Source organism: Amycolatopsis jejuensis (assembly GCF_000717335.1).
Taxonomy (GTDB): domain Bacteria; phylum Actinomycetota; class Actinomycetes; order Mycobacteriales; family Pseudonocardiaceae; genus Amycolatopsis; species Amycolatopsis jejuensis.
Map to the genome: position 1 here is coordinate 243,303 of NZ_JNYZ01000002.1, position 25,191 is coordinate 268,493.

24 protein-coding genes are annotated in these 25,191 nt (G+C 70.3%); 12 read left to right on the forward strand and 12 right to left on the reverse strand.

Annotated elements, in window-relative coordinates; genetic code table 11:
• The first annotated feature begins 13 nt into the window (after positions 1 to 13).
• From OO71_RS02595 to OO71_RS02605, 3 genes are all read left to right on the forward strand, one after another.
• Positions 14 to 820 carry a DUF3097 domain-containing protein gene (locus OO71_RS02595; RefSeq protein WP_033287945.1) on the forward strand — a complete coding sequence of 269 codons (807 nt, stop codon included), beginning with the start codon at positions 14 to 16 and terminating at the stop codon, positions 818 to 820.
• A gap of 92 nt (positions 821 to 912) precedes the next feature.
• A complete protein-coding gene (locus OO71_RS02600; RefSeq protein WP_033287946.1) occupies positions 913 to 1,344 on the forward strand; it encodes an NfeD family protein in 432 nt (143 codons plus the stop codon).
• Positions 1,345 to 1,462: 118 nt separating this feature from the next.
• Positions 1,463 to 2,806, forward strand: coding sequence for an SPFH domain-containing protein (locus tag OO71_RS02605; protein ID WP_425388645.1), 1,344 nt, complete (start codon positions 1,463 to 1,465; stop codon positions 2,804 to 2,806).
• Between the two features lie 106 nt (positions 2,807 to 2,912).
• Here OO71_RS02605 and OO71_RS02610 read toward each other — a convergent pair whose 3' ends face one another.
• The gene (locus tag OO71_RS02610) at positions 2,913 to 4,256 is read right to left on the reverse strand and encodes an MFS transporter (RefSeq protein ID WP_033288057.1); all 1,344 of its coding nucleotides are present in this window, start codon (positions 4,254 to 4,256) and stop codon (positions 2,913 to 2,915) included.
• A 155-nt stretch (positions 4,257 to 4,411) separates the two neighbouring features.
• Here OO71_RS02610 and OO71_RS02615 point away from each other — a divergent pair, with 155 nt between their 5' ends.
• The gene (locus OO71_RS02615; protein WP_033287948.1) at positions 4,412 to 4,999 is read left to right on the forward strand and encodes a TetR/AcrR family transcriptional regulator; all 588 of its coding nucleotides are present in this window, start codon (positions 4,412 to 4,414) and stop codon (positions 4,997 to 4,999) included.
• 10 nt (positions 5,000 to 5,009) lie between these two features.
• Positions 5,010 to 5,804, forward strand: coding sequence for an SGNH/GDSL hydrolase family protein (locus OO71_RS02620; RefSeq protein WP_033287949.1), 795 nt, complete (start codon positions 5,010 to 5,012; stop codon positions 5,802 to 5,804).
• Here OO71_RS02620 and OO71_RS02625 read toward each other — a convergent pair.
• The 3 genes from OO71_RS02625 to OO71_RS02635 all read right to left on the reverse strand — a co-directional run bounded on the left by OO71_RS02625 (position 5,768) and on the right by OO71_RS02635 (position 7,895).
• On the reverse strand, positions 5,768 to 6,340 hold the full coding sequence (locus OO71_RS02625; RefSeq protein WP_033287950.1) for a hypothetical protein: 573 nt from the start codon (positions 6,338 to 6,340) through the stop codon (positions 5,768 to 5,770). The two genes, OO71_RS02620 and OO71_RS02625, sit on opposite strands and share 37 nt — an antisense overlap.
• 64 nt (positions 6,341 to 6,404) lie before the next feature.
• Complete coding sequence (locus OO71_RS02630) at positions 6,405 to 6,932, reverse strand: CGNR zinc finger domain-containing protein (protein WP_033287951.1); 528 nt, start codon at positions 6,930 to 6,932, stop codon at positions 6,405 to 6,407.
• Positions 6,933 to 6,944: 12 nt separating this feature from the next.
• Positions 6,945 to 7,895 carry an NADP-dependent oxidoreductase gene (locus OO71_RS02635; protein WP_033287952.1) on the reverse strand — a complete coding sequence of 317 codons (951 nt, stop codon included), beginning with the start codon at positions 7,893 to 7,895 and terminating at the stop codon, positions 6,945 to 6,947.
• Positions 7,896 to 7,977: 82 nt separating this feature from the next.
• Between OO71_RS02635 and OO71_RS02640 the strand changes: the two genes are divergently transcribed.
• Positions 7,978 to 8,550 carry a TetR/AcrR family transcriptional regulator gene (locus OO71_RS02640; protein WP_033287953.1) on the forward strand — a complete coding sequence of 191 codons (573 nt, stop codon included), beginning with the start codon at positions 7,978 to 7,980 and terminating at the stop codon, positions 8,548 to 8,550.
• Between the two features lie 457 nt (positions 8,551 to 9,007).
• Here the strand turns inward: OO71_RS02640 and OO71_RS02645 are convergent, their stop codons facing one another.
• Together OO71_RS02645 and OO71_RS02650 are read right to left on the reverse strand one after the other, a co-directional pair.
• On the reverse strand, positions 9,008 to 9,805 hold the full coding sequence (locus OO71_RS02645; protein WP_033287954.1) for a pentapeptide repeat-containing protein: 798 nt from the start codon (positions 9,803 to 9,805) through the stop codon (positions 9,008 to 9,010).
• The gene (locus tag OO71_RS02650) at positions 9,802 to 10,869 is read right to left on the reverse strand and encodes a coiled-coil domain-containing protein (RefSeq protein ID WP_051790943.1); all 1,068 of its coding nucleotides are present in this window, start codon (positions 10,867 to 10,869) and stop codon (positions 9,802 to 9,804) included. Before OO71_RS02650 ends, OO71_RS02645 begins: the two co-directional genes overlap by 4 nt.
• A 484-nt stretch (positions 10,870 to 11,353) precedes the next feature.
• On the opposite strand from OO71_RS02650, the gene OO71_RS02655 reads away from it, so the two are divergent.
• The 3 genes from OO71_RS02655 to OO71_RS02665 are packed head-to-tail and all read left to right on the forward strand — an operon-like array spanning position 11,354 to position 14,425.
• Positions 11,354 to 13,408, forward strand: a complete 2,055-nt coding sequence (locus OO71_RS02655; protein ID WP_162186017.1) for a toxin glutamine deamidase domain-containing protein — start codon at positions 11,354 to 11,356, stop codon at positions 13,406 to 13,408.
• 53 nt (positions 13,409 to 13,461) lie between these two features.
• The gene (locus OO71_RS02660) at positions 13,462 to 14,073 is read left to right on the forward strand and encodes a dihydrofolate reductase family protein (protein ID WP_033287956.1); all 612 of its coding nucleotides are present in this window, start codon (positions 13,462 to 13,464) and stop codon (positions 14,071 to 14,073) included.
• Positions 14,074 to 14,101: 28 nt separating this feature from the next.
• Entirely contained in the window at positions 14,102 to 14,425 is a 324-nt protein-coding gene (locus OO71_RS02665; RefSeq protein WP_033287957.1) for a YciI family protein, read from the forward strand.
• Positions 14,426 to 14,434: 9 nt separating this feature from the next.
• On the opposite strand, the gene OO71_RS02670 is transcribed toward OO71_RS02665, so the two are convergent.
• The 3 genes from OO71_RS02670 to OO71_RS02680 all read right to left on the reverse strand — a co-directional run bounded on the left by OO71_RS02670 (position 14,435) and on the right by OO71_RS02680 (position 19,243).
• Positions 14,435 to 17,071, reverse strand: a complete 2,637-nt coding sequence (locus tag OO71_RS02670; RefSeq protein ID WP_033287958.1) for a DUF6924 domain-containing protein — start codon at positions 17,069 to 17,071, stop codon at positions 14,435 to 14,437.
• Between the two features lie 98 nt (positions 17,072 to 17,169).
• Complete coding sequence (locus tag OO71_RS02675) at positions 17,170 to 18,285, reverse strand: FAD-dependent oxidoreductase (RefSeq protein WP_033287959.1); 1,116 nt, start codon at positions 18,283 to 18,285, stop codon at positions 17,170 to 17,172.
• Positions 18,286 to 18,421: 136 nt separating this feature from the next.
• The gene (locus OO71_RS02680) at positions 18,422 to 19,243 is read right to left on the reverse strand and encodes an FAD-dependent oxidoreductase (protein WP_033287960.1); all 822 of its coding nucleotides are present in this window, start codon (positions 19,241 to 19,243) and stop codon (positions 18,422 to 18,424) included.
• 74 nt (positions 19,244 to 19,317) lie between these two features.
• Here OO71_RS02680 and OO71_RS02685 point away from each other — a divergent pair, with 74 nt between their 5' ends.
• Positions 19,318 to 20,010, forward strand: coding sequence for a TetR/AcrR family transcriptional regulator (locus OO71_RS02685; protein WP_033287961.1), 693 nt, complete (start codon positions 19,318 to 19,320; stop codon positions 20,008 to 20,010).
• Positions 20,007 to 21,164 (forward strand): tyrosine-type recombinase/integrase, encoded by a 1,158-nt coding sequence (locus tag OO71_RS02690; protein ID WP_033287962.1) that lies wholly within the window; start codon positions 20,007 to 20,009, stop codon positions 21,162 to 21,164. The genes OO71_RS02685 and OO71_RS02690 overlap by 4 nt, the downstream gene beginning before the upstream one ends.
• Here OO71_RS02690 and OO71_RS02695 read toward each other — a convergent pair.
• Both OO71_RS02695 and OO71_RS02700 read right to left on the reverse strand, forming a co-directional pair.
• Complete coding sequence (locus OO71_RS02695; RefSeq protein WP_033287963.1) at positions 21,151 to 21,888, reverse strand: hypothetical protein; 738 nt, start codon at positions 21,886 to 21,888, stop codon at positions 21,151 to 21,153. The two genes, OO71_RS02690 and OO71_RS02695, sit on opposite strands and share 14 nt — an antisense overlap.
• A gap of 16 nt (positions 21,889 to 21,904) precedes the next feature.
• Complete coding sequence (locus tag OO71_RS02700; RefSeq protein ID WP_033287964.1) at positions 21,905 to 22,594, reverse strand: TetR/AcrR family transcriptional regulator; 690 nt, start codon at positions 22,592 to 22,594, stop codon at positions 21,905 to 21,907.
• An 83-nt stretch (positions 22,595 to 22,677) separates the two neighbouring features.
• Between OO71_RS02700 and OO71_RS02705 the strand changes: the two genes are divergently transcribed.
• The gene (locus tag OO71_RS02705) at positions 22,678 to 23,835 is read left to right on the forward strand and encodes an FAD-dependent oxidoreductase (RefSeq protein WP_033287965.1); all 1,158 of its coding nucleotides are present in this window, start codon (positions 22,678 to 22,680) and stop codon (positions 23,833 to 23,835) included.
• Between the two features lie 391 nt (positions 23,836 to 24,226).
• Here the strand turns inward: OO71_RS02705 and OO71_RS02710 are convergent, their stop codons facing one another.
• Complete coding sequence (locus OO71_RS02710; RefSeq protein WP_033287966.1) at positions 24,227 to 25,162, reverse strand: AraC family transcriptional regulator; 936 nt, start codon at positions 25,160 to 25,162, stop codon at positions 24,227 to 24,229.
• Between the last annotated feature and the right edge of the window lie 29 nt (positions 25,163 to 25,191).

Sequence of the window (25,191 nt, forward strand, 5' to 3'; positions counted from 1 at the left end):
ACCTTGCCCGATCGTGCGCTCCCGATCGTATGACGACGTGCTCGCCGGCCCGCGCAAGCGGAAGGTGCCGGAGGTCCCTGCCGAACCCGGGCTCGTGGTCGAGGACCCGGCCAGCGGCTACTGCGGTGCCGTGGTGAAGATCGAATACGGCAACGTGGTCCTCGAAGACGCCAAGGGCCGCCACCGGGTGTTCCCGCTCGCGCCCGCCGGGTTCCTGCTCGAAGGCAAGCCCGTCACACTCGTTCCGGCCAAGGCCGGGAAAGCACCGGCGCGGCAGGTGTCCGCGTCCGGGTCGGTGCGGGTGCAGGGCCTCCAGGCGCGCGTCGCGCGGGACTCCCGGATCTGGGTCGAGGGCAAGCACGACGCCGAACTCGTCGAACGCGTCTGGGGGCATGACCTGCGGGTGGAAGGCGTCGTGGTCGAACCGCTCGACGGCGTCGACGTGCTCGCCGGCCGGATCGCCGAGTTCGGTACCGGGCCCGGGCGCCGCCTCGGGGTGCTCGTCGACCATCTCGTCGCAGGCAGCAAGGAATCCCGGCTGGTGGCGCAGATCCGGGACGAGCAGGTCCTCGTCACCGGCCACCCGTACGTGGACATCTGGCAGGCGGTGAAACCGGCGTCGGTCGGCATCCGCGCGTGGCCGGAGATCCCGCGCGGGGTCGAGTGGAAGGCCGGCATCTGCGACGCGCTCGGCTGGGGCGAACCGTATGAAGGCTGGCAGCGCGTGCTCGCCGGGGTGCGCAGTTTCCGGGACCTCGAAACCCCGTTGCTCGGCGCGGTCGAACGGCTCATCGACTTCGTCACCGAACCCTCCGAATAGTGTCCGGAATGTCGGAAAGTTCCAAGGTCACGCGTCGGTCACGTCGGGTCACCTGCCCGGTGCGAACCGGCGCAGTCTGAGAGCATGAGGGCATGGCAGCGGCTCTGATCTGGCTGATCATCGGCATCGTGCTGATGATCGCCGAAGTGGTGTCCGGCGACTTCGTGCTGATCATGCTCGGGATCGGCGCGTTGCTCGGAGCCGGGTCGCAGGCGCTGACCGGCAACATCTTCATCGACGTCGCCGTGTTCGCGGTGAGCTCGGTCGGGCTGCTCGCGCTGGTCCGCCCGGCGCTCAAGCGCCGTTTCCTCGCCGGGGCCGGGGTGGCCACGGGCACCGACGCGCTCATCGGCGCCCGTGCCGTCGTAGTGTCCACAGTGGACTTCGACGCCGGGCAGGTGAAGATCGGCGGCGAGGTGTGGTCGGCGCGCGCGGTGCACGAGGCGCACCCGCCGATCGCGCCGGGCACCAGCGTCACGGTCGTCGAGATCTCCGGTGCCACCGCCGTGGTGGACGTCGTGTAGTGAGGCGCAATCCGGGAAAAACGGTACTAGGTAAGGGGAGACGCTCTTGTCGACAATAGCGATCGTCGTGGTCGCGCTGCTGGCCCTGTTCGTCATCGTCACGGTGGTCAAGGCGATCATGGTGGTGCCACAGGCCCAGTCGGCGGTGATCGAGCGGCTCGGCCGGTTCCGCACCGTCGCGTCGCCGGGCCTGACGTTCCTGGTGCCCTTCCTGGACAAGGTGCGGGCGCGGATCGACCTGCGCGAGCAGGTCGTGTCGTTCCCGCCGCAGCCGGTGATCACCGAGGACAACCTCACGGTGAACATCGACACGGTCGTGTACTTCCAGGTCACCGATTCCCGCGCCGCGGTGTACGAGATCTCCAACTACATCATCGGCGTCGAGCAGCTCACCACCACCACGCTGCGCAACGTGGTCGGCGGCATGAGCCTGGAGGAGACGCTGACCTCCCGCGACGCGATCAACACCCAGCTGCGCGGAGTGCTCGACGAGGCCACCGGCCGGTGGGGCATCCGGGTCGCCCGCGTCGAGCTGAAGGCGATCGAGCCGCCCGCGTCGATCCAGGACTCGATGGAGAAGCAGATGCGCGCGGACCGCGAGAAGCGCGCGATGATCCTCACCGCGGAAGGCCAGCGGGAATCGTCGATCAAGACGGCCGAAGGCCAGAAGCAGAGCCAGATCCTCTCCGCGGAAGGTCAGAAGCAGGCCGCGATCCTCGCCGCCGAGGCGGAACGGCAGTCGCGGATCCTGCGCGCACAGGGTGAACGGGCCGCGCGCTACCTGCAGGCCCAAGGCCAGGCGAAGGCGATCGAGAAGGTGTTCGCCGCGATCAAGGCCGGCCGCCCGACGCCGGAAGTGCTGGCGTACCAGTACCTCCAGACGTTGCCGCAGATGGCACAGGGCGACGCGAACAAGGTCTGGATGATCCCGAGCGACTACGGCAAGGCGCTCGAAGGCTTCGCCCGTGCTCTCGGTGCCCCGGGCGACGACGGCGTCTTCCGCTACGAACCGCCCAAGGACGACACACCCGCGAAGCCGGACCTCGACGACGACGAGGTCGCCGGCTGGTTCGACACGAGCACCGACCCGAAGGTCGCCGAAGCGGTTGCCGCGGCGGAAGCGGTGGCCCGCAAGGAGGTCGAGGGCCCGCTCGGTGCCCCGGCCGCCAGCCGCGCCATCGGCGGTGGTGCCGCACGGGCACCGAAGCCCGCCGAAACCGCGGAGGAACCGCCGCAGCCGCCGACCCCGCCGCCGTCCTCCCCGCCGCCGGGTGCCCAGCAGCAACAGCTCCCGCAACCGCAGCAGCCCCCGGCCCCGCCGCAGGGCGGTCCGCACCAGGGTCCGCCGCCACCGCAGTTCGGTGGCCCGCAAGGCGGCCAGCAGGGTCCGGGCAGTGGCCCGTTCCCGCAGCAGGGCCCGTTCGGTGGCCCGCAGGGCGGACCGCCGCCGCAGCGCCCCTGACCTCCCTCCGCCCCCAAACAACCCCAATGTGGCATTGGGTGCATGCGACGCAACCAATGTGGCATTGGGTGCGTCAGATGCACCCAATGCCACATTGGGGTGGTGTTCAGCGCGCGTACATGCGGACGTCGTCGATGTCGGCCTTCGACCGATCCGGCAACGCCACCACACACAGCACCGTGATGATCACCGACGCGACGATGTAGATCGAGATCGAGTACGGCGTCCCGGTGAGGTGCAGCAGCCAGGTCGCCAAGAGCGGCGCCGGACCACCCGCGAACACGGACGCCAGCTGGTACCCCAGCCCCGCGCCGCCGTACCGCAGATGCGTCGGGAAACTCTCGCCGATCAACGCGGCCTGCGGCCCGTACTGCAGGGAATGCGCCACCATCGACACGATGATCGCGACGAAGACCAGCGCGTGCCCGCTGTGCGACAGCACCGCGAAATACGGGAACGCGATCACCCCGGTGAGCACCGCCCCGGTCAGGTACACCCGTTTGCGCCCGATCCGGTCGGAGAGCTGGGAGAACAGCGGAATCAGCAGCAGTTCCGCGGCCGCGCCCACGAGAACCGCGTTGAGCACGAACGTCTTGCTGAATTCCGGCCGCTGCACCACGTACACGAGCACGTAGCTGGTGAAGAGGTAGAACGGCATCTGCTCGCTGAACCGCAGCCCCGCCGACAGCAGGATCTCCCGCCAGTGGTGCTGCACGACCTCCTTCACCGGCGCCTTCGCCGTGCGCCCGGCCGCGACCACCGCGGCGAACATCGGGGTTTCCATGATCCGCAACCGGATCACCAGCCCGATCGCCACCAGCACCAGGCTGAGCAGGAACGGAATCCGCCAGCCCCACGATTCGAACGCGGCCGGCGACAGCGTCGCGGACAGCAACGTCATCCCGCCGGTGCCGAGCACGAGCCCCACCGGAACCCCGACCTGCGCGAAACTCGCCAGCAGCCCACGGCGGCGCTGGTCCCCCCATTCCATCGCGAGCAGTACCGACCCGCTCCACTCGCCGCCGATCGCGATGCCCTGCACGAGCCGCAGCAGCACGAGCACCAGCGGCGCGGCGAACCCGATCGTCGCGGTCCCGGGCAGCAGGCCGACCACCGCCGACGACAGCCCCATCAGCAGCAGCGTGATGATCAGCGTCGCCTTCCGGCCCAGCCGGTCACCCCAGTGCCCGAAGATCGCCGCGCCGATCGGCCGGGCGGCGAACCCGACCGCATAGGTCGCGAACGACTGCATGGCGCCCGCGTAGCTCGACGACTCGGGGAAGAACAGATGCGGAAAGACGAGGGCCGCAGCCGTGTTGTAGAGGAAGAAGTCGTACCACTCGATGGTGGTTCCGATCGACCCGGCGAGGGCCGCTCGCCGTACCTGCACCCGGCGGTCGCCGGACGTGGCTTGCACTGACTGGGTGACCTCGTTGTCGCCTAAGACCATCTTCACGCACCTCTCGTGACGGGTGTCACACCATAGTGTGAAGGACGCGCGATGGTTTGACGATTCCTGTCTGCTGCTCCGGACGGGTTGTTTCCCACCGTTGACCGCTGCCAGGCGCCCGGACCGGCTGCCGCAGCGCGACTACCATCGCAGCTGTGATGGAGGAGAAGCCGCTGCGCGCCGATGCGCGGCGAAACCGGGCGAAGGTGCTCGAAGCCGCCGAGACGGTGTTCGCGGCCAAGGGCACCGGCGCGCCGACCGAGGAGGTCGCGCGCGCGGCCGGGGTGGGCATCGGCACGGTATTCCGGCATTTCCCCACAAAAGAGGCGTTGCTGGAAGCCGTGCTCTACGCCCGGCTCAACCGGTTCGTCGACGAGGCCGACGCGGTCGTGGCCCAGAACGATGCCGACGCCGGTGCGGCTTTCTTCACGTTCCTCACCAGCTGGATCGAGATGTCCAGTGCCAAGACCGCGTACTTCGAAGCGCTGTCCGCAGCCGGGGTGTGCGTGCCCCACGCGGGTTCGGTGATCGGGGAGCGGCTGCGTGAGTCACTCGGTGTGCTGCTGCAGCGCGCGCAGGACAGCGGTGCGGTGCGGCGTGACGTCACCACCACCGAGTTGATCCCGGTGATCATCGGCACCGCGAAGGCGGCTGAGCACGTCGGCGCCGATCGTGCGCTGCGGGACCGGACCATCGCGATCCTGTTCGACGGTCTCCGTCCGGCGGTTCCGGCGCGGTTCTAGACTCTTGATCATGACCAACCGCTTAGTCTGCATCGGCGATTCGTTCACCGAGGGCGTCGGGGACGACGACCCGTCCGCGCCGAACGGGGTCCGCGGGTGGGCCGACCGCGCCGCCGCAGTGCTCGCCCGGGAGCCCGGATTCCGTTACGCCAACCTCGCGGTCCGCGGGAAACTCCTGCCGCAGGTGCTGAACGAGCAGGTGGAACCGGCGCTGGCGATGAAGCCGGACCTGGTCACGATCTACGCGGGCGGCAACGACCTGATGCGCCCGCGGGTCGACATCGACGCGCTCACCGATTCCTACGAGCGCGCGATCGCCCGGTTCCGGGCCGCCGGAGCGCAGGTGCTGCTGTTCACCGGGGTCGACGGCGTCGAGGACGCGCTGTTCCGGCACATGCGCGGCCGGGTCGCGATCTACAACGAGCACGTCCGCGGGATCGCCGCGCGGCACGAGACGCTGCTGGTGGACATGTGGTCGATGCGGCAGCTGCGTGACCGCCGGATGTGGGCGCCGGATCGCTTGCACCTCAACGCTTCCGGGCACACGGAGATCGCCATCGCGGTGCTGGCTGCGCTGGGTGTTCCGCACGACCTCGCTCCCGTTGTCCTCGGCTCCCGCCCGCGGCTGTCGGTGCGGGAACAACGCGCGGCCAACCTGCGCTGGGGCCGGGAGCACGCGCTGCCGTGGGTCGGCCGCCGCCTGCGGGGCGAGTCCTCCGGTGACACGATCAGCCCGAAACGCCCGGAGCTGGAGCCGTTCGACGACAGTCAGGGCTTGACGGCGGACCGCAGCGCTTCGCGGTAAGCCGTCTCGTCGGGTTCGGTCCCGCGGATGTCCGACGGTGCCACCGTTCCGCCGGGACTCTCGTGTTCCCGGGATACGACCGTCGGGCATTCGCCGGTGCGCCCGTTGAGGTCCACTGTGGACACCACGCGACCGGTACGCGCCTCGTGCACCTCGATCTGCCACCGCCCCTGGCGCATGGTCCGGACGCTGCCGTCGCGGTAGGAACAGCCGTCCAGTTCGGCGCCGACGCCGAGGGAGCGGAGGCATCCGACGAGCTGCACCTGGTCTGGCTGCGGCCGGTCACCGGCGCCGTTGTCGGCGTGCTTCACGGTGCTGCCGCCCTCGAACACGATAATCGGATGCGGCGCCGGGCCCTCGTACGCGGCCGCCTTGTCGAACGCCTGCCCGTCGGCGCCGCACAGGGCGGCAAAATCGGGGAGTTCGCCGGGCCGTCCGGAGAGCAGCGGCCGGAACAGGGCAAACCAGAGGGTGAGCAGAACAGCGCCCAGCAGCAGCAACCGGTAACCGGCGATCGCCTGCCACGCTTTCCGCATCCGCCCCGCCCGCGTCGAAGGTGTGGTGATCTTTCTACTCGCCTTCGACGGGACCCCTCCCGGGTCAAGCAGTGAGCTGCCGTGCCCGATGGTCGGCGACGTTGACCCGCGTGCCGCACCGGGTGGAGCAGAACCGCCGCCGCCCGTTGCGGGAGGTGTCGACGAACGCGACGTCGCAGCCTTCGCGCGCACAGACGCCCAGCCGGTCCGAGTCCTCACACACGACGTGCGCGAGCCCGCCCGCGGTGTACGCGCTGAACCGCTCGACCACCTCGGCGCCACTGCACGAGTAATGCAGATGCGGAGTTTTCCCGTTGTGGCGCGAGATGTGCGGACGGCACGCTGAGACCTCGAGGAGATGGTTCACGAGGTCGACCCGTTCGGCGAGCGTGGTGGCCGTGAAGACCCGGTGCACTTGCCTGCCCCAGGCGAGAATGCGCTCGGCCTGCGCATGGTCGATCCGGGGGAGGGCCATGCCGTGCGCACGGCCGACGGCCAGCACGTCGTCGGCCGTCGCGCCATCGCGCTGGGACAGCGTGGCGAGATCGGCGGCTACCTGCGCGCCTGCCCCACCGTAAGGATTGAAGTGCACTTGACCATTACATCACAGGACGAGCATCAGCTTGCCGCCGGTGCGGCGGGACTGGCTGAGCTCGGCCGCTTCCCGGACCTGGGCGAGGCGGTACGTGCGGGCGACCGGTACGACCAGGATGCCTTCCCCGGCGAGCCGGGCGAACTCGTGCATCCGGTCGTAGCGGATCTCGGTGGTGATCCGGACGCCCAGTTCGGCCGCGGCAGCGAAGTCCGAGACGGTGAGGACCCGGTCGGGATCCCCGGTGAGCTCGATCAAAGCCGGGAGCGAGCCGCCGGCCGGGCTGGGCTGGTCGGCGCGGTCGATCCGGCCCCCGGTCGGGGCCGTGTCCAGGGCGCGGTCCACGGGACCTCCGGCCAGGGCGGCGATACGGTCGGCCATGCCCTCGCCGTAAGCGGTCACCTCGGCGCCGATCTCTTCCAGGGCGGCGGCCCGAGTCGGCCCGGCGGTGGCGATCACCCGAATACCCCGGTGCCGCGCGAAGCGCACCGCCGCCTCACCCACGGTGGTACCCGCGCCGTGCACAAGCAGCTGCTCACCCGGCTGGACGCCGAGGTCGTCGAGCGCGCGCCACGCCGTCTCGGCTGCCATCGGCAGCGCGGCGGCCTGCTCGGCGGTGAGACCCTCGGGAATGTGCGCCCAGGCCGGCATCAGCGCGTACTCGGCGGCGCCGGCTGTCGGGCCGTCGAAGGTGGCCGGACCGAACACGCGGTCGCCGATCCGGACGCCGGTGACGCCCTCGCCGAGCGCGTCGACGGTACCCGCGACCTCGAGGCCGAGCCCACGCGGCAGCGGCGGCAGGTGGTCGGCGAGGAGACCGTCGACGACGTGCCAGTCGGCCGGGGTCAGCCCACACGCCTGCACGGCGATCCGGATCTGGCCGGGGCCCGGCTCCGGCCGTGGGACGTCGCGGAGCACGATCACGTCCGGGGAACCGAACCGGTCGAACTGCAAAGCCTTCATGGCGGTCTCCTCATGATGACAGCATCTGTTGTCATCGACCGTACCAGCTGACGACAGCTCCTGTTGTCGTACCCTGGTGGGTATGCCGAGATGGGAAGCCGACGCACAGGGCCGGCTCGAGCGCGCCGCGCTCGAGCTGTTCGAGACGCAGGGGTTCGAGCGCACCACGGTCGCGCAGATCGCAGGCGCCGCCGGTCTGAAGGAGCGCTCCTTCTACCGCTACTTCTCCGACAAGCGGGAGGTCCTTTTCGCCGGCAACGAACTCGAGGCCCACCTCGTCGCCCAGGTCGAGGCGGCCGATCCGGACCTCACCCCGATCGAGGTGCTGCTGACCGCGCTGGGAACCGCCGAGGAGATCTTCCGCCCACGCGAGTTCCTGCTGCGCCGGGGCAGAGTGATCGCCGCCAGCCCGGCACTGGCCGAACGTGAGCTGATCAAGCTCGCCGACATCGCCGACGCGCTCGCGCCCGCCCTCGAGCGCCGCGGCGTCGAGCCCGGCAAGGCACGCTTCATCATCGACGTGGTGCTGGCGATCCACCGGCGGGTCATGCCCCGCTGGCTGGCCGAGCCGGACACCACCCTCGCCCAGCTCATGGCCGAAGCCGCCGCCGAACTGCGCGAGGCGGTCACCCTGCCAGCTCCGACAGTCCGCTGAATCGGCTGCCGAGCCGGCTTTTCGCGTCCGGGTGGCGACGTCAGCCTGGAACCGCAACCGTCGGCTCCTGGCTCACCTGGTGCGCGGCGAAGCAGCAGCTCGACCGCACCCACCCTGCCGGAGACCCCACATTGTCTGGCCGGTTCGCGTAAGGGTTGAACCGCACTGAACCATTACCGCAAGATCGAGGTATGGAAGAAAACCGTTGTCCTCGATGCGGCTGGCCGCTGGCCGAGCTGCCCGCTTCGGCTGTCGTCCCCGCCTCGGCGGGCAGCCGCGCGGATTACCTCAGGTGCGTGTGCGGCAGCTGGATCGCCCGGTTCGGTGGGGTAGTGGTGGGCGCGACCCGCCCGCACTGACCAGCACTGACCAGCACCGACCAGCACCAACCAGCACCAACCAGCACCGACCGGCACTGACCTCGTGCTGCTCGGCACTGTCGAGCGCTGACCTCGTGCTACCAGTGCGCGGGCCGGGCCAGCCGTGGCGGCAGGCGGGTCGCGACGTCTCCGCGGGCGGCGTTCACCTGGGACTGGGTGAGGAAAACGCTGCCGGTGAAATCGGCTCCGCGGACGTCGGCGTCACGGAGGTCGGCGCCGATCAGGTCCGTCTGCCGGAGGTCGGCCCCGCGAAGGTTCGCCGCGATCAGGTACGCGCCGCGCAGGTTTGCGCCCCGGAGGTCGGCACCGGCGAGTTTCGCACCGATCAGGTCGGCCCCTCGCCGGTCCTTTTTGTTGCTGCCGCGCACGAGTTCGCTCGTCCGCACCAAAAGCGGGTTCACGCGCGCCCGCTGGAGATCCGGGTCGACGGTCAGCACCGCGTCCGCGTCGCCTGTGGTGAGCTGCTCGACCTCGGCGAGCGCGGTGTCGAGGTCGGCGTGGATCTCGCGGGTCACGGCGAGGGACCGGGCTTCGGTGAGGTACCAGAGGAGTTCGTGCAGCTGCCGCATCACCGGGAGCGCGGCGAACATCCGCTTGCGGATCTCCGGCGCGCTTCGCCAGTCGCGACCGGCGAAGGTCACCTGGGACACCTGCTGCCCGGCGCCGAAGCAGTCGTACACCGCACAGCCAGGGAAACCCTTGGTGCGCAGGCGATCGTGGATCCCGCAGCCGAAATCGGGCTGGAGGTTCGGACACGGGTCGCCGGCTGGCTTGTCGATCGCGAAGTCGGTGGACCGGGCGAAGGTGAGCGCGACACAGCAAAGCGCGAAACAGCGCGAGCAGTCGGCGGTCAATGTGCGGGGGTCGGGCGTCATCTCTCCTGCAGGGTATCGGGCGGTTCCTGCTCGGCTTCTTCCCGGAGCCGCTGCAGTTCGGCGTCCTGTTCGGTGACCCGGGTCCGCAGTTCACCCAGCTCGGAATGCAATGGCGAAAGTGCTTCCGCGTATGCCCGCGTGGCCCGGCTCAACTGCGCCGCAGACTCGGCGACCCGCTTGTCTGCCGCTTGCTGCACCGCCCGTACCCGTTCGTCCGCCTCGGCGACTTGCTGATGCTGGCGTTGTTCCAGCTCCCGGACCCGGATTTCGTGCTCGGCAATCAACGACGCGCGGAGTTCCTGCTGCGCCTGTTGCGCGGTGCGGCGCGCTTGCTCCAGGTCGTCCACGGCGGTTGCCCGTAGCGCCGAGATCTCGCGCTGCAACGCGGTGACCCGGTCGTGCGCGGCGGACGCCTGCTCCAGCGCCCGCTGCCGGTTGTTCTCCGCTTCGTCCCGCACGGCCAGCGCCGCCTCCTGGGCTTTCCGTGCTGCTACGGCGTTTTCGAGGGCTGTGTCACGCTCTGCCCGGTCTGCGTCGGACTGCTGGCGAGCCGCCTTCTCGGCTTCGCGGGCCTCGTCGGCTGCCTCAAGTGCCTGCGCGCACTCGACCTTGGCCGCGCGGGCCTGTCCCAGCGCCTCGTCGCGGGCTTCCTCGGCCGCCGCCCGCGCGGAGAGCGCCGCGGCGGTCTGGTCGGTGACGTGCGTGCGCAGCGCTGTGAGCTCGGCGTGCAGCGGGTCCAAAGCGGACAGTGCGGAACCGAGCTGGTCGTCGAGCGCCTGGGTGTCGAGGAGGGTCATCGGCTGGTCGGGCCCGTAGACGGTCACCCAGATTTCGCGCTGCTCGTCGAGCATCGCGCAGGTGATGACCTTCGCGCCCCACCGCCCGTACCGCTCGGGGTCGGCCGGGCAATACGGCGTCGGCCGCCCGCCCTGCCGGCGGATGGGCGGCAACGGCTGACCGCAGTAAGCGCACCCCGCCTCGTCCCCGGCCGCCAGCGCACGCACGGTCGCCTCCCGCCGTTCCTCCCGGCTCACTCGCCGGATCGGTGGCCCCGTCGTCTCCATCAACACCCCTTTCCGCAGGTGAACAGCACCCTATCAGTATTGGTTACACAACTAAAACCTGCACTTCTCGATTTAAAACCAAAACATAAGGAGCACTGCCGCGAGCATTAACTATATGGATAACTGAGATTATTGATATGAGTCGCGGCGGCCGGACGTGGAGCCGTCAACGCCGCGCTCGGATTCGGCGGGCGATCGTCAATGTCTCGTCAGGCGGTCCGGCCAGGGACGATCGATCGGCTGGGATGAGTCCGCTCCTGATGACGACGGCTGAGGAAGGCGATGGACATCCCGAAGCGGTTCCGGCGAGCGGTTCAGTGGAAGCGAGACGGCGCCCACCCGGCGATCGGCGGTGAGCGAACCGTTGGTCATGAAGCCAGCCGATGATCTGTCTGACGCCACGCCAGGTGCCTGGTTGGCCGCGGTCGGCGGGGGACGTGCAGTTCCCGCTGTTACGGCGAAGGCCTTATCTCCGGACAAAGCGTTGGAACAAGAACTGCACACCGCGCTGCCGCCGCACGATGGGACGGCGCGGGACTGCGTAATACGGCTCGACGCTGTGCGCCAGCACTTCTGGGCCACAGCGCACGCGACCCGCGACGACGTAGCTGCCGCGGTGGCGAGGCCTGAGCTTGCGCTGGCAATGGCTGTCGGCGGGGTATGGCGCCCGGTGCGCGGCTCGATCTCAAGTGTCGTCGAGCAGGTACGCGACCTGGGTCCTGGCGCAATGGCGTTCGTGCTGACCAAGACTCCCGGCGGCGAACCCCACGGCGTTGTGCTGCGCAACCACGACGGCACCGTGCGGTGGATCGAAACCCAGGCCCCGGCGGGTTCCCGGGTGCGGACTACGCCGCCGCTGCTGGTCGATGCCCGGGTGCTCGTGGTTGCCCCGGCGGGCCGGGCGGTGGCGCCGTCCGCGGAACCGTCCGGCTCCGTGGACGGGCTTCTGCACCCCAGCACCGATTCCCGCTACGGGTGGCATTTCCCGCGGCGGTCCGGCGGCCACCCGACTCCCGCGCCGACCGGCTCGATGTTCTCCTCCCCGGCACGGACGGTCCGCGCCACCGGCCCGGACGGGCAGCCGATCACGGTGCCGCTGAGCGACATCGTCTGCCAGGTCATGCCAGGGACGGCGCCAGGTGTCACGTTCACCCGTAACCACCGCTTCCAGCTCACCGGCCGCCACGACATCGCGATCACGACGCTGCCCGGCGAGACTGTGCACGATGCCGTGCGGCGTACCCACCGGCCCCGGCCACGACTGCGGCTCGACGGGGACTTCCACGTGCACGCCGAGGGCGGCCGGGACGGGTTCGTGGTACCGCTGCGTGACGGGACCCACGCAACCCTCCAGCCACGCGAGTTCGCCACGGTCCTCTCCTCCGTCGAACCGTTGCGGGCCTGGTACCAGGCCAATCCCCGCCTTACCGTCGTGCTGCTCTCCTCCGGAGATCACGACGCGAAGAACACCGGCCGCGGCCTGTCGCGGGAGGGGATGACCGTGTCCGTGCTGACCAACAACGGCCCGTTGTCCCAGTTGGGCGACGGGCGTTTCGGCGTCGACGACAACCGCGGCTGGAGCATCCACCTGCCCGGCCCACGGCCCCGGGGCTGGTACTGGCCGGAGCATCGGCTGCTCGGCGTCTACTCTCGCGGCAACGTCGGCAACATCGCGTTCTTCGAGACACACCTGCCGGCGGCCAGGTACATCCCCGATGCCGACCCCGGTGCCGAGGTCCCGCTGCAGGGCAAGAACCGGCACGGCGAGGTGGTCGACTTCTTCCCGCACGAGGTCGCCCACGTCGGCCTGACCAGCGCCGGGACCACGCGCATCAACGGCATCGACCTCACCGGCGACCACGAAGAGCTGCTGTGGGACATGGTGGCCAACCTCGACCGGATGACCCACGTCGTACGGACCTTTCCCGGCGAGACCGGCCGCCACGTCCGCCGCTCCGAGCGGGACCGGCTGCACGTACACGACCCGGACCGCCGTCTCGTGCCGGTGCCGTGGCAGCCGGGCACACCCAACGCGATCATCGCGCACGGCCACTCGCGTGCCGTGCGCATCACGATCGAGCGCGGTGGCAACGAAACCCACCTCAGTGTCAGCGGCGACACCCTGGTCGGCCTGCTGGTGCAACTGCCGCAGTTCCAGCAGATGTACGCCGCAAACCCGCACAGCCGGTTCCTGCTGATCATCTGCGGCACCGGCGAGGACGGCGCACGCGTACTCACGTCGGCGGTGCAAGCGGCTCGGTACCTCACCCTGCCCAACACCTTCATCGGTGCCCGCAGCGACATCGTCGTGTACAGCCAGAGAACCGGACCGCTGCTGTCCGTCACCGACAACGCGGGTTTCACGGTCAGCTCCCTCGTTCACGGCCGCGAGGTCACGAAGATCCACGGCCGCTACCCGGAGCCCGAGTCACATGAAGAGCGCTTCGCCCGGGAGTTCCGCGCCCTCGTGAACGCATCCGGCCGCGGCGTCCAAGAAACTTCGGAGGCGGGTGTCGAATCGCGGCGAGGGCGTTCGTAGCGGGGGTGAGGCCGCCTGCCGAAGGGCGGCACCGGCACGGAGGAACCGCGATCATGAAACTGACGACGATGACCCAGATGACACTCGACGGCGTGGTGCAGGGCAACGGCGGCGCGTCGGAGGAGGACCGCCGGAACGGATTCGTCCGCGGCGGCTGGGCCCTCGGGAAAGGCGATGACGACACGACGTCCTTCATCAAGGACACCTACCGGCGCGCCGATGGATTCCTGTTCGGCCGGCGGACCTACGAGCTGTTCGCGAGCTCCTGGGGCGCGGGAGAGGTCCCCGGCTGGGAGGCCGTCACGCAGGCGCTGGCGACCCGGCCCAAGTACGTCGCCTCGACGACGCTCGCGGAACCCGCGTGGACGGGCACTTCTGTCCTGTCCGGCGACCTCGCCGCGGCGATCGCGGAGCTGAGGGCCCGGCCCGGCGGCGAACTGCAGGTCCACGGCAGTGGCACGCTGGTCCGGTGGCTGCTGGAGAACGGCCTGGTCGACGAGATGACGGTGATCGTGGTCCCGGTGATCCTCGGCCAGGGCGCGCGGTTGTTCCCTGCCGCCGGTCCGGACCTTGCGCTGGACCTGGTCGCCTCGCGCGCCGACACGAAGGGCGTCACGATCCAGGTCTATCGTCCCGCCGGGCGCCCGCAGTACCCGGCCGCGTGATCAGGCCATCCTCGGAAAGGACCTTCGCATGCAGTACCTGATTTCCGTACTCCACGACCAGCCGACCCTCGCCACTCCGGAAGAGGACGCGGCCATCGACGTGTTCAACGACCGGCTCCGCACCCAGGGACACTGGGTCTTCGCGGGCGGCCTCGCCGCTCCCGACACGGCCACCGTGATCGACAACCGCGCCGGGGCGGCGATCATGACCGACGGGCCCTTCCTGGAGACCAAGGAGTATCTCGCGGGCTTCTGGATCATCGAGGCAACCGACCTCGACGTCACGCTCCGGCTCGCAGCCGAGGGATCGAAAGCCTGCAACCGGAGGGTCGAGGTGCGCCCGTTCCTGTGACGCCAGCCCTCAGCCGTCCATCCGTTCGCCCACCTCGTCGCTGGCGAAGTCCTCGAAGTCCATGTTGGCGATGCCGAGGTTGCAGCTGATCTCGATGGCCGCGTTGGGCCGGACGCGGAACTGCGTTGCGAAGGCGTCCTCGTCCGGCCCGAAGGGTTCGCCGTCCCATTGGGTGGACACGGCAAGCAGCGGGTACTTCTCCGCTCGCATCGTGGTGGTGTCGGCGATGAAGATCGCTCCGGGCAGTTCGGGCATGGCCGCGCGGACAGCCTTGAGGATCCGCTCGGGGGGTACGCCGTCGTAGGCGGGCACGGAGATCAGGTACGGCTCCGGTTCGCTGTCGCCCCACGGTTCCCGGAGTTCGGCGAGCACCCGGTTCCAGGTGTAGTCGTCGGTGAAGTCGGTACGGATCACCAGCGGGCTCAGCTCGTCGCGATCGCCGATGACCAGGTGCGGCAGGTCGCTCCCGGGGTCGGGGGGCGCGACGGGCGCCGGTCGGGTGACCCCGCCCAGCAGGACGCCGCCGAGCTGAGCGGCGCTGGGTACCACCCCGGCGACCCGGAACAGCAGCTCGAAGCGGTGCGAGGGATGGACGCTCTCGGCCAGCGCGGCAGCCACCTCGGGTACCTTGGCGCCCTTCGCCCGGCGTGGCTGGTCCGCGAACTCGCTCACCAGCTTGCCGTGGTGGTGAAGGGTGAACCGCGTCCCGTAGCCGGCTCCACCGGACGGCGCCTGCAGAGCCGCGCACCACGGCCAAGGCGCCGGCGGAAGTTCGGCATCCTCGCTGAGCAGGATGACGTCCGGCCCCACCGCGATCGCGGCGGCGACGCTGCCGCCCGGCTGCTGCCGGAGTTCGCGCCAGGTACCGTGCACCGCCGAGCCCGGCGCGACACCGACGCCTTCGAGCACCTCGGCAGGCGTGCTGTCTTTCACCACCGCAACGCAGAATCCCTGACCCTGCCCCGATAACGCGGCGAACCAGGCGGCCAGCGTTTCGTTGAGCGGCATGGCCGGCTCCCGCACTGCCCGCGAAGCGATCCGGGTCGAGCGGTTGACGGACGCCCAGACAACGGCCCCCGCCTCGTCCCGCAACTCTGCCGCTCCCCGGGCGACGACCAGCTCGCTGCCCGGCCCGGCGATGCGCTCCATTTCGGATCCGTCGAGGGCCAGCGTGCGGAGATAGCCGTCGGTGCCGAGTTCGAGGACGTTGTCACGATCGTAGAACCGGTCCAAATGCGAGGTGCGGCCCTTCACGATGCAGAAGAGGACGCGGCCGTCGTGAAAGAGCACGGTCGACCCGTCGTCGCTGGTGAGCGACTGCCCGGAGAGACTTTCGCCCGGGCGCATCGTCGATCCCCGGGCCACCGTGCGCACCTCACCCGGAGCTGCGGGTACCTCGGGGATGCCGGAGCTCCACCGAACTCGGCCGTCGGCGTCGGTGAGCGCCAGCTCGCCGGTGTCGTGGAGGTCCAGCCGCTGCACGCCTTGCCATGCGGTGCCGGTACTCCACACCCGCTGGCCGTTGTGGTCCCACGCGACCAGGTCTCCGTCGGGGCCCAATGACAGCACGGACGCCCGCTGCGCGTCCCAAACCCAGACGTATTCCCGGGTGAGGTTGTCCCGGATCGACAGCTGCGGGCTGTACACGCCGGCGAGAAACGTGAACCGGCCGGACGGCGAGGTCAGGGATTCCATCGAGAGCTTGCCGCCGAGGGGAAGCCAGGAACCGCTGTGCTGCCCGGTTTGCTCGACCACGACGCCCTGGTACGCGACGGGTGCCTGGCCCGCTTGCTGCCGGTATCCGGAGAATCCGCCGATGCCGGTGAGGAACCGGACGGCTTCGAGCTGCACATCCGGCGAGCCGTTGGTGGCGGTGATCTCCAGCCGGTAATGCGCGCAGGGTGCGGGCTCGGCGATCCGGTAGGTCCGGGATTGGTGCCGTCCGGGGAACGACTGCCCCGTGCGGACATCGAGGACCCGCCACTGTGCCCCGTCCGCCGAGCCACGCAGGACCCATGCCGCCGGGTCGCGATCGGGTGCATCGTTCGCCGACGTCAGCACATACCGGTCTGCCGGAACCGGTTCGGACAGATGGAAGTTCAGCCAAGCCCAGTCGTGGAAGGCAAGCCATTTGCTGCCCGACGGGTCCACGAGATTGGCCGCCACTTCGCCCGCGTCGCGATGCTCGGCGCTGGCCTGCACGGCGGTCACGAGACCGGTCACGTCCGGGTTGCCGGACGTGACCGCCGCGCGGAAGGCGACCGAACCCGCGTTGCCGGAGTGGTCGTGCCAGGTCACCCACCGGATGGCTGCCGAGCTGCCGTCGTCGATGAGCAGCCGCAACCGCTCTTCGGTCGTGACGAACTCGTAGCGGCTCTCGCCGTCCGGGCGGCCGGCGAGTTCGCCGCGGAGTTCCAGGAGGTCGCCGCCGGTGGTGCGGCGATGGCCGTAGCAGCCGGTCATGTCCGGGGAGAAGGCGAGCGCGCTCTGCGTACCGTCCTCGGTGACCCACGACAGCTGTGCCGGCACCCGGCTCACGCCGTCGTCCAGGCGTACGCGCAGCTCGGGTTCCGGCACCCACTGCTCCGCGTTGCGCCGCCACATCCGGAACGTGAACCCGGATGCCTCTTCCGATACTGGCCGCACCGATCCTCCTTCGCCGATGCGCACCGACCGTAAGGGCCCCGGATCGTGCATCCCACCGCCAGCGGCCGACGACTGCCGAACGGTGCACGGGAAGTGCCCTATCCGGCAAACCGGGCGACGAAACCGTCGGGTGCGTTCTCGCCGAACATGACATCCTGCATCTCGTTGCTTTCGGCGACGATGGCGGCGGCGCGGGGGAACATCGCCTGTTCGTACTCGGCGAGGGCCGCCTCGACGTCGTCCGGATACGCGGCGAGGGCCTTGCCGAGTTCTGCGCCGTCGAGCATGGCGAGATTGGCGCCTTCGCCGTTCGGGGGAGCGAGGTGCGCGGCATCGCCGACCAGCGTCACGCCGGGTACGCGTTCCCACCGATGCCCGGCCGGTAACGTGTAGTGCGGGCGGAAGACCGGCGTGGTGTCGCTTTCGGTGATCAGTGCGGTCAGTTCCGGCGCCCATCCGTCGAACTCCGCCACGACGCGCGCAGCAACGGCAGCCGGGTCGGTGAAATCGATCGCAGCAAACCAATCCAGCGGCCGGACGAGCACGACGTACGCGTGCAGGGTCCCGCCTGTCTCGCGGTGCGCTTGGATCGCCTTGCCCGGTGACGGCGTCATCAGTGAGCCGCCGCCGACGGCTTTCGCGGTTGCGGGGTGGCGGTTGTCGGAGTCGTAAAGGTAGGTCTCGACGAACGCCGAGCCCGCGTATGCCGGCTCCGCAGCCGAGACCAGTGACCGCACCCGCGACCACGCGCCGTCTGCCCCGACCAGCAACGGCGTGGTGACCGTGCAGCCGTCGGCGAAGGTCACTTCGTAGCCTTCGCCGAGCGCGCGGACAGCGGTGGCCTTGTGTCCCCAGTGGACGGTGCCGTCCGGGAGCGAGTCGATCAGCAGCTGCCGCAGCTCGCCGCGCTGGACTTCGGGGCGGCTCCCGGTGCCGTCGTCGGGCTGTTCGAGAAGCACGGTGCCGTCGCGGTTCAGGATCCGGAGTTCTTCCCGCCCTTCGAGGACCAGGCCGCGGAATTCGGCGGTCAGCCGGGCGGCTTCGACGGCGAGCTGACCGTTGTAGTCGTGGATGTCGAGCATGCCGCCCTGCGTGCGCGCGGACGGCGACGGTTCGGCCTCGTGGACGGTCGCCGGAATGCCGTGGACGTGCAGGACGCGGGCGAGGACGAGACCGCCGAGCCCGGCGCCGACGATCGTGACGGGTGTGGGCATGAGGGCTCCTCGGGTAGCTGTCTGGTGTGTCGTTTCAAGCGCCTCGCCGCCGGTCCGGGGGTGAGGCGCTGATCATCAATCGGATGCTTCGGGAGCGTTGACCCTCCGTTATGGATGGTCAGCAGGCCAGGGCGACCTATGTCGCGGGGACGAATTCGGCGAGCATGCCCTCCGGTGCGTCGGGGCCGTACATCTGCTGTTGCAGGCGCGCGCCCTCAGCTGCGGTTTTCGCGCCGCGCGGGAACATTGCTTGCTCGTACTCGGCGAGCGCGGCCTCCACGTCGCCGGGATGCGTGGCGAGCGCGATCCCCAGTTCGGCGCCGTCGAGCATGGCCAGGTTCGCGCCTTCACCGTTCGGTGCGGCGAGGTGTGCGGCATCGCCGATGAGGGTCACGCCCGGTACTCGGTCCCATTGATGTCCGATCGGCAGGCCGTAATGCGGCCGGAGGGCAGGTGAGGTGTCGCTTCCGGTGATCAGGGTGGTCAACGCCGTCGACCAGCCCTCGTAGCCGACCAGCAGGTTCGTCGTGACTGTGATGCCGTCGGCGAAAGCGACCTCGTAGCCCTCGGCCACCGCGTGTACACCACTGACCTTGTGTCCCCAGTGGACAGTGCCCTCCGGCAGCGAGTCGATCAGCAGCTGCCGCAGCTCGCCGCGGTGCACTTCGGGACGGCCGCCGGTGCCGTCATCGGGCCGGTGGAACAACACCGTCCCATCCCGGCGCAGGAGCCGCAGTTCTTGCCTCCGGTCCAGGACCAGGTTGCGGAATTCGGCGGTCAGCCGGGCGGCGTCGACAGCGAGCTGGCCGTTGTGGATGTCGAGCAGGCCGCCCTGCGCGCGGGAGGCCGGGGACGGTTCGGCCTCGTAGACCGCGGCCGGGATGCCACGGACGTGCAGGACGCGGGCGAGGACGAGACCGCCGAGCCCGGCGCCGACGATCGTGACGGGCGTGGTCATGACACGGCTCCTTCGAGAGTTCTGGTACGCCGTTCCATCGTGGAACGGCGCTCCAGATATGTCAAGATGGGCACATGACAACGCGAACGCGCCGGGAGCAACGGCGCACCAAGGCGCTTTCCCGGGAGCGGATCGTCGAAGCGGCGGTGGAACTGCTGGACGCGGTGGGCGAGCGCGGCCTGACGTTCCGGGTGCTCACCGAACGTCTCGCCACCGGGCCCGGGGCGATCTACTGGTACGTCGCGAACAAGGGTGAGCTGCTGGTCGCCGCGACCGAGGCAGTGGTGGCGGACGCGCTGGCGGAGCCGAAGGGGTCGCCGCGGGAGCAGACGCACGCGGTCGCGCTGGGACTGTTCGCCGCGATCGACGCGCATCCGTGGCTTGCCACGCAGTTGCTGCTCCAGCAGTCCGGCAACCCGGGCGGACCGGTGACGCCGCGGATCCTCGAAAGCCTCGGCCGCCGGGTCCGCGCCCTCGGAGTGCCCGAGCGGCACTGGTTCACGGCGACGTCCGTGCTGATGCACTACGTGCTGGGCGCGGCCGCGCAGAACGCGGCGAACAGCCAGGTGACCGAGCCGGACGCGAACCGGGCCGAATTCCTCGCCGCCACCGCCGAAGCGTGGGAGAAGCTGGATCCCGTCGGGTACGAGACGACCCGGGCGATGGCGGGCCAGATGCGTGAGCACGACGACCGCGAGCAGTTCCTCGCCGGGATCGACCTGGTCCTCGCCGGCATCACCGCGCAGTACCCGGGCAGTCCGGAGTGACCCTGGCGCTGGTCGGAGAAAAAGGTGCCCGGGAACGGTTTGCGGAGTTCCTGCGGGTCTACGCGTCCCTCAACACCCGCCTCGCGTACGCGACCGACCTCGGCATTCCGCTCGACTGGGTACCCGGGTACGAACCGCCTGACCCGGGACGCCGCCGGGGCCGGGCGCGGCGGGCCGATCCGGGCGGGCTGGCGTGGCTGCCGTGGTGCCTGCGCAACGGGTTCACGTCGTTCGCGGACATCCGGGTCCAGCACGTCGAGCAGTGGCTGGACGAGCTGGCGCAAGCCGGGTACCGCGACGCGACGCGCGGCCGGATGTTGTCGGCGGTGTCGGCGTTCTACCGCAAGTACCTGCTGCGGGAAGGCTTGGCGGGGCACAATCCGGCCGCGCTCGTGGACCGGCGGGCCCAGCATCTCAACCGTCCGTCCGGGGTTCCGTCGCAGACGGCGCGCTGGTCGTTCGAGGCGTGCCGGGCGCTGTTGCTCGCGGCCTGGCTGTTGGTCGAGCACAGCCGCAATGGCCGCCGTGACCGGGCGATGGCCGAGATCCTGATCGGCACAGGCGTGCGGGCGGAGGAACTCGTCGGCGTGGATCTGGGGGACTACCGGCGGCCGTCCGCGGGCGGGGTCGGGGTGCTGCGGGTACACGGAAAGGGCGCGAAAGACCGGGAAGTCGCGCTGGCCGCGCCGGTGTCGGACGCGCTCGACGCCTACCTCGAGCACCGGGTCACGCCACCGGTTCCGGCTCTGCGCGGGCAGGTCAACGCTAAGGCGGAGCCGCTTTTCGTCACCAGCACGGGTGCCCGAGTGCACGTCTCGCACGTGACAGCGTTGCTGCGCCGCCTCTGTAGCACGTTCTGCAGCCCGCCGAAGACCGCGCGGCTCCGGGAAGTGCTGGAGACCGCCGACGCGCGGTTCGTCGCAACGCACCTGGAACCGTTGTGCGGCAACATCCATCCGCATTCCGCACGCCATTCGTACGCGACACACGCGATCGAGCGCGGGGTCCCGTCGCGTCAGGTACAGCGCGATCTCGGGCACGCGGCGTTGTCGACCACCGAGGGGTACCTCCACGACGAGAACGCGATCCGCGATTCGGCCGCGCACGAGCTGGCTCCGGCGCTGCACCGGGGATGGCTGGTCACGCCTCGATGAACGGTTCCGAGCACAACGTGCAGGTGATGGGGCCGAGTTCGAGGCTGGAGCGGGCGGCGCGGATCCGCCGGGGTGGTTCGCAGCGGCAGATCGCCGCGACGTAGTTCGGGCCGCCGCGGTGTGCGCCACGGCCGTCGACCGGCGCGATGAACACGGGTGGCAGCGGCTCTTCTTGCTCGCCTTCCGGGTCGGGCAGTGCGGTCGAGCCGGTGGCGCGTCTGGCGACCTCCTGTTCGGTGTGCCGCCAGACGGTCAGCGCGGTTTCCAGGCGGGTGAGTTCGTCCTGGTACGACGTGATCGTCGCGGGGAGCGCGGTGGTGGCGGACCAGCCGATCCGGTCGGCCTGGTCGGCGCGCAACCCGATCTCGGCGGCGAGGGCGGCGAAGCGTTTGTTGTGGTAGCGGCCGTCGCTGACGTCCACGATGTCGCGGGTGACGGCGAGCCCGTGCGCGGCTTCGTGCAGGGTGGTGGACAGGATCTCGGCCGGGCTGCGCCGCAGGCCTTCCGCGCCGAGGAAGAACTCGGCCCGCGCGTCGACGCCGTCGCCGACGTGCCAGCGCGACCGGGCGAAGTGCCCGTGGATCTCGGTGGTGGTGCCCATCGTCCCGGACGCCAGCACGAGGATGGCTTCGGGAACGTCCGGGTGGCGACGGCGGACCTCGGCCCAGAGCTGTTCCATCGCGTGCATGACGCGGGTGGTCGGGCCGAGCCCGGTGGTCGTCATACGGCCATCTTGCCGCTTAAGCGGTAACGGTGGCGAGCCCGGTGAAGATCCGGTCGAGACCGGCGTCGAAGATGGTGTCCGGGTCGAGGTGGTCGGCATCGCGGACGGACCGGGCGAGCGCGGGGTAGTGGCCGGTGGCGAACATCCGCTCCAGGTAGGGCCCGGACGCGCGTTGCCAGGCTTCCTCGTCGAGGCCGGTTTCGCGGGCGAGGCGGCGTTCGACGATCTCGCTGCGCACGGCGCCCGCGACGTAGGCGTGCACGGTGAAGACCGCGATCATGGCGTCGTTGAGCTCGGCCAGGTCGGCGGCCGCGGCGAGGGACGCCTCGAGGTACGCGAGCGCGTGCGGCCCGAGGCTGGGACGGCCGCCGAGCAGGTCGGCGAACCATTCGTGCCGCTGGGCCGCGGCACGGCAGGCATGGGCGAGCGCGCGCAAAGCGGGTCGCCAGCCCGTGGCGGGATCGGGAAGGGGAATCTCGGCGTAGACGGCGTCGACCATCAGGTCGAGCAGTTCCTCCTTGGTGCCGAGGTAGCCGTAAAGCCGCATCGGACCGGCCCCGAGCGCGGCCGCGACTTTGCGCAGGGACACCGCTTCCAGCCCGCCGGAATCGGCGAGCGCACAGGCGGTTTCGACGATGTGGGCACGGCTGAGCGGCACGGGTGCCGCCCGCTCCGGCGGTTCCGGCCGCTCCCACACCAGGTCCATGCACGCTCCTTTTTCGGAGGACAGTACCGTCGCCGCTGCGATACAGTGTATCTATCTAATACAGTGTATCGAAGGGGGAGGTCATGACGCGCATTGTCATTGCGGGCGGAGGTCTGGGCGGTCTCACGTGTGCGCGGGTGCTGCAGGTCCACGGCGTCGAGGCGGTGGTGTGTGAACGCGACGCGGGACCTGGTGCGCGCGTGCAGGGTGGAACGCTGGACCTGACGGTGGACGAGGGTCAGTGGGCGTTGCAGGAGGCGGGGCTGGCGGCCGGGTACCGGGCGATCGCCCGCCCGGAGGGGCAGGACATGGTCCTCTACGACGCCTCGGGAACGTTGCTGCGACGGGAAATCACGCCGGACACCGGGGACGCGCGATGGAGCCGCCCGGAGGCCGACCGGCCCGCATTGCGCAAGCTGCTGCTCGACGCGCTGGCGGCCGGGACTGTCCACTGGGGACACGCGGTAACGCGCGCGGAGCGGTCGGCCGACGGCCGGTACCGCGTCCACCTCGACGGCGGCGAGACGCTGGACTGCGATTTCCTGGTCGGCGCCGACGGGGCCCGATCGCGGGTCCGGCCACTGCTGACGCCGGCGGAACCCGTACCTACCGGCGTGAACTCGGTCGAGCTGGTGATCCACGACGCGGACCGCGCGCATCCGGCGGCGTCGGCGCTGGTGGGGCGCGGCAGTTTCTCGGCGCTCGGGCAGCAGCGGGTGCTTTCGGCGCAGCGCAACGGCGACGGGACGATCCGGGTGCACCTGGCGCTGCGCGGTGCGGAGGATTGGGTGGAAACGTCGGGGATCCCGTTCGGCGCACCGGATCGCGCCCGGGTCGCGTTGAAGGAGCTCTTCGCCGGGTGGGCGCCGGAGTTCGTGGCGCTGCTGGATGCCACGTCCGGACCGGTGACGCCGATGCGGCTGGCCGCGCTGCCGGTCGGGATCCGCTGGGACCACCAGCCGGGGGTGACGTTGATCGGGGACGCCGCGCATCTGATGTCGCCGTTCGCGGGCCAGGGCGCGAACCTGGCGATGCGGGATGGGGCGGAGCTGGCGTTGGTGCTGGCCAGGGGTGGGGAGGTGCGGGAGTTCGAGGAGGTGATGCTCGAGCGGGCGGCGGCTTCGGCACGGATGTCGGCGGAGAATCTGGAGCTGTTCCTGTCCGACGGGGCCGCGGAAGCGGTGCGGGATCTGTTCGCGTCGTTTGCCGGGGAGGCGGTGGTTGGCGACGACCGCCGGTGATGATCGACGCGCCCTGGTTCGTGGTCCATGAGGTAGCGGGCAGGGCAGTATTGCGCCGAGTTTCGGCTGCCGTAGCTCCCCGATCTCCATCCGGCGGCGGTTCCGCCCGATCTCTTGCGTGATGCGGGTCGAAGGACTCGGGTTCCTCCCGTTGGTTCTGCTGGCCGTCGGGTCGGCTCTGTGGTGTGCAAGTCCGGGCGTCTTCCGCGCGGATCGCGGCCGGTGTGCTTGCCGGGTGGTAGCGCCGGACCGGGGGCGTCGGCGATCGCGCGATTCTCGTCGCGAGCCTTACCCGCCCGGCCGATGCCGCCGGGCCGGAGGACGGCGGCCGATCTGCTCACCGCTCCGTGCCACTGTCGCGAGCGGGGAAAGCCGACACCCGCGGCCGTGGTCAGGCTGGTTCGCGGAGGCGGTAGTGCTGCGGGCTCCGGCCGTACTCGCGTTTGAAGGCGGCGCTGAGCGCGAACGGGCTGCGGTAGCCGACTTGGCGGGCGATCGCGCCGAGGGTCGCGTCGGGGTGCTGGCGCAGGAGGTCGGCGGCGAGGGCGAGGCGCCAGGTCGCCAGGTAGGTCATCGGGGGTTCGCCGACGGCTTCGGTGAACCGGCGGGCCAGTGCGGCGCGGGACACGCCGGTCGCGGTGGCGAGGCCGGCGACGGTCCACGGGTGGTCCGGCTGGTCCTGCAGGAGCCGGAGTGCGTGCCCGGCCACCGGGTCGCCGTGGGCGCGGTACCAGGCGGGCGCGGCGGGGCGGTCGAGCCATTCGCGCAGGACGGTGACCAGCAGGAGGTCCAGCAGGCGGTCGAGGATGGCTTCCTGTCCGGGGACGTCGCGTTCGATTTCCGCGGCCAGCAGGCCGACGAGCGGGCTCGGCTCGGGTTCGGCGCGGAAGGTGACCACTGCCGGGACCGCGGCGAGCAGGCGGCGGGACACCTCGCCGACCGCCGGGTACGTACCGGTGAGCAGCACGGTCGGGCCGTCGGTGGCGGCGCCCCAGGTCCGGACGCCGAGGTCGGTCAGGTCGGTGAGGTGCCCGCCGTCCGGGGTGACGCACGCTTGGCCGGGGCGGATGATCGCCTGCGGCGGTGTGGCCGGATCGTCGGCGACCAGGTACGGCTCGGGTCCGCGGACGACGGCGACGTCGCCGGTGTCGAGCCGCGTCGCGGTACCGCTGTCGGGGACGAGCCACGCGTCACCGCGGACGACGGCGACCACGGTGAGCGGTGCCTCGTCCTCGATGCGCAGTGACCACGGCGGCTGCAGGACGGAACGCAGCAGGAACGCGCCGTGCGCGCGGGGGCCTTCGAGCAACGCGGTGAGCGGGTCCACCGCCCGAGAGTAGCGCTGTGGCAAGGAAA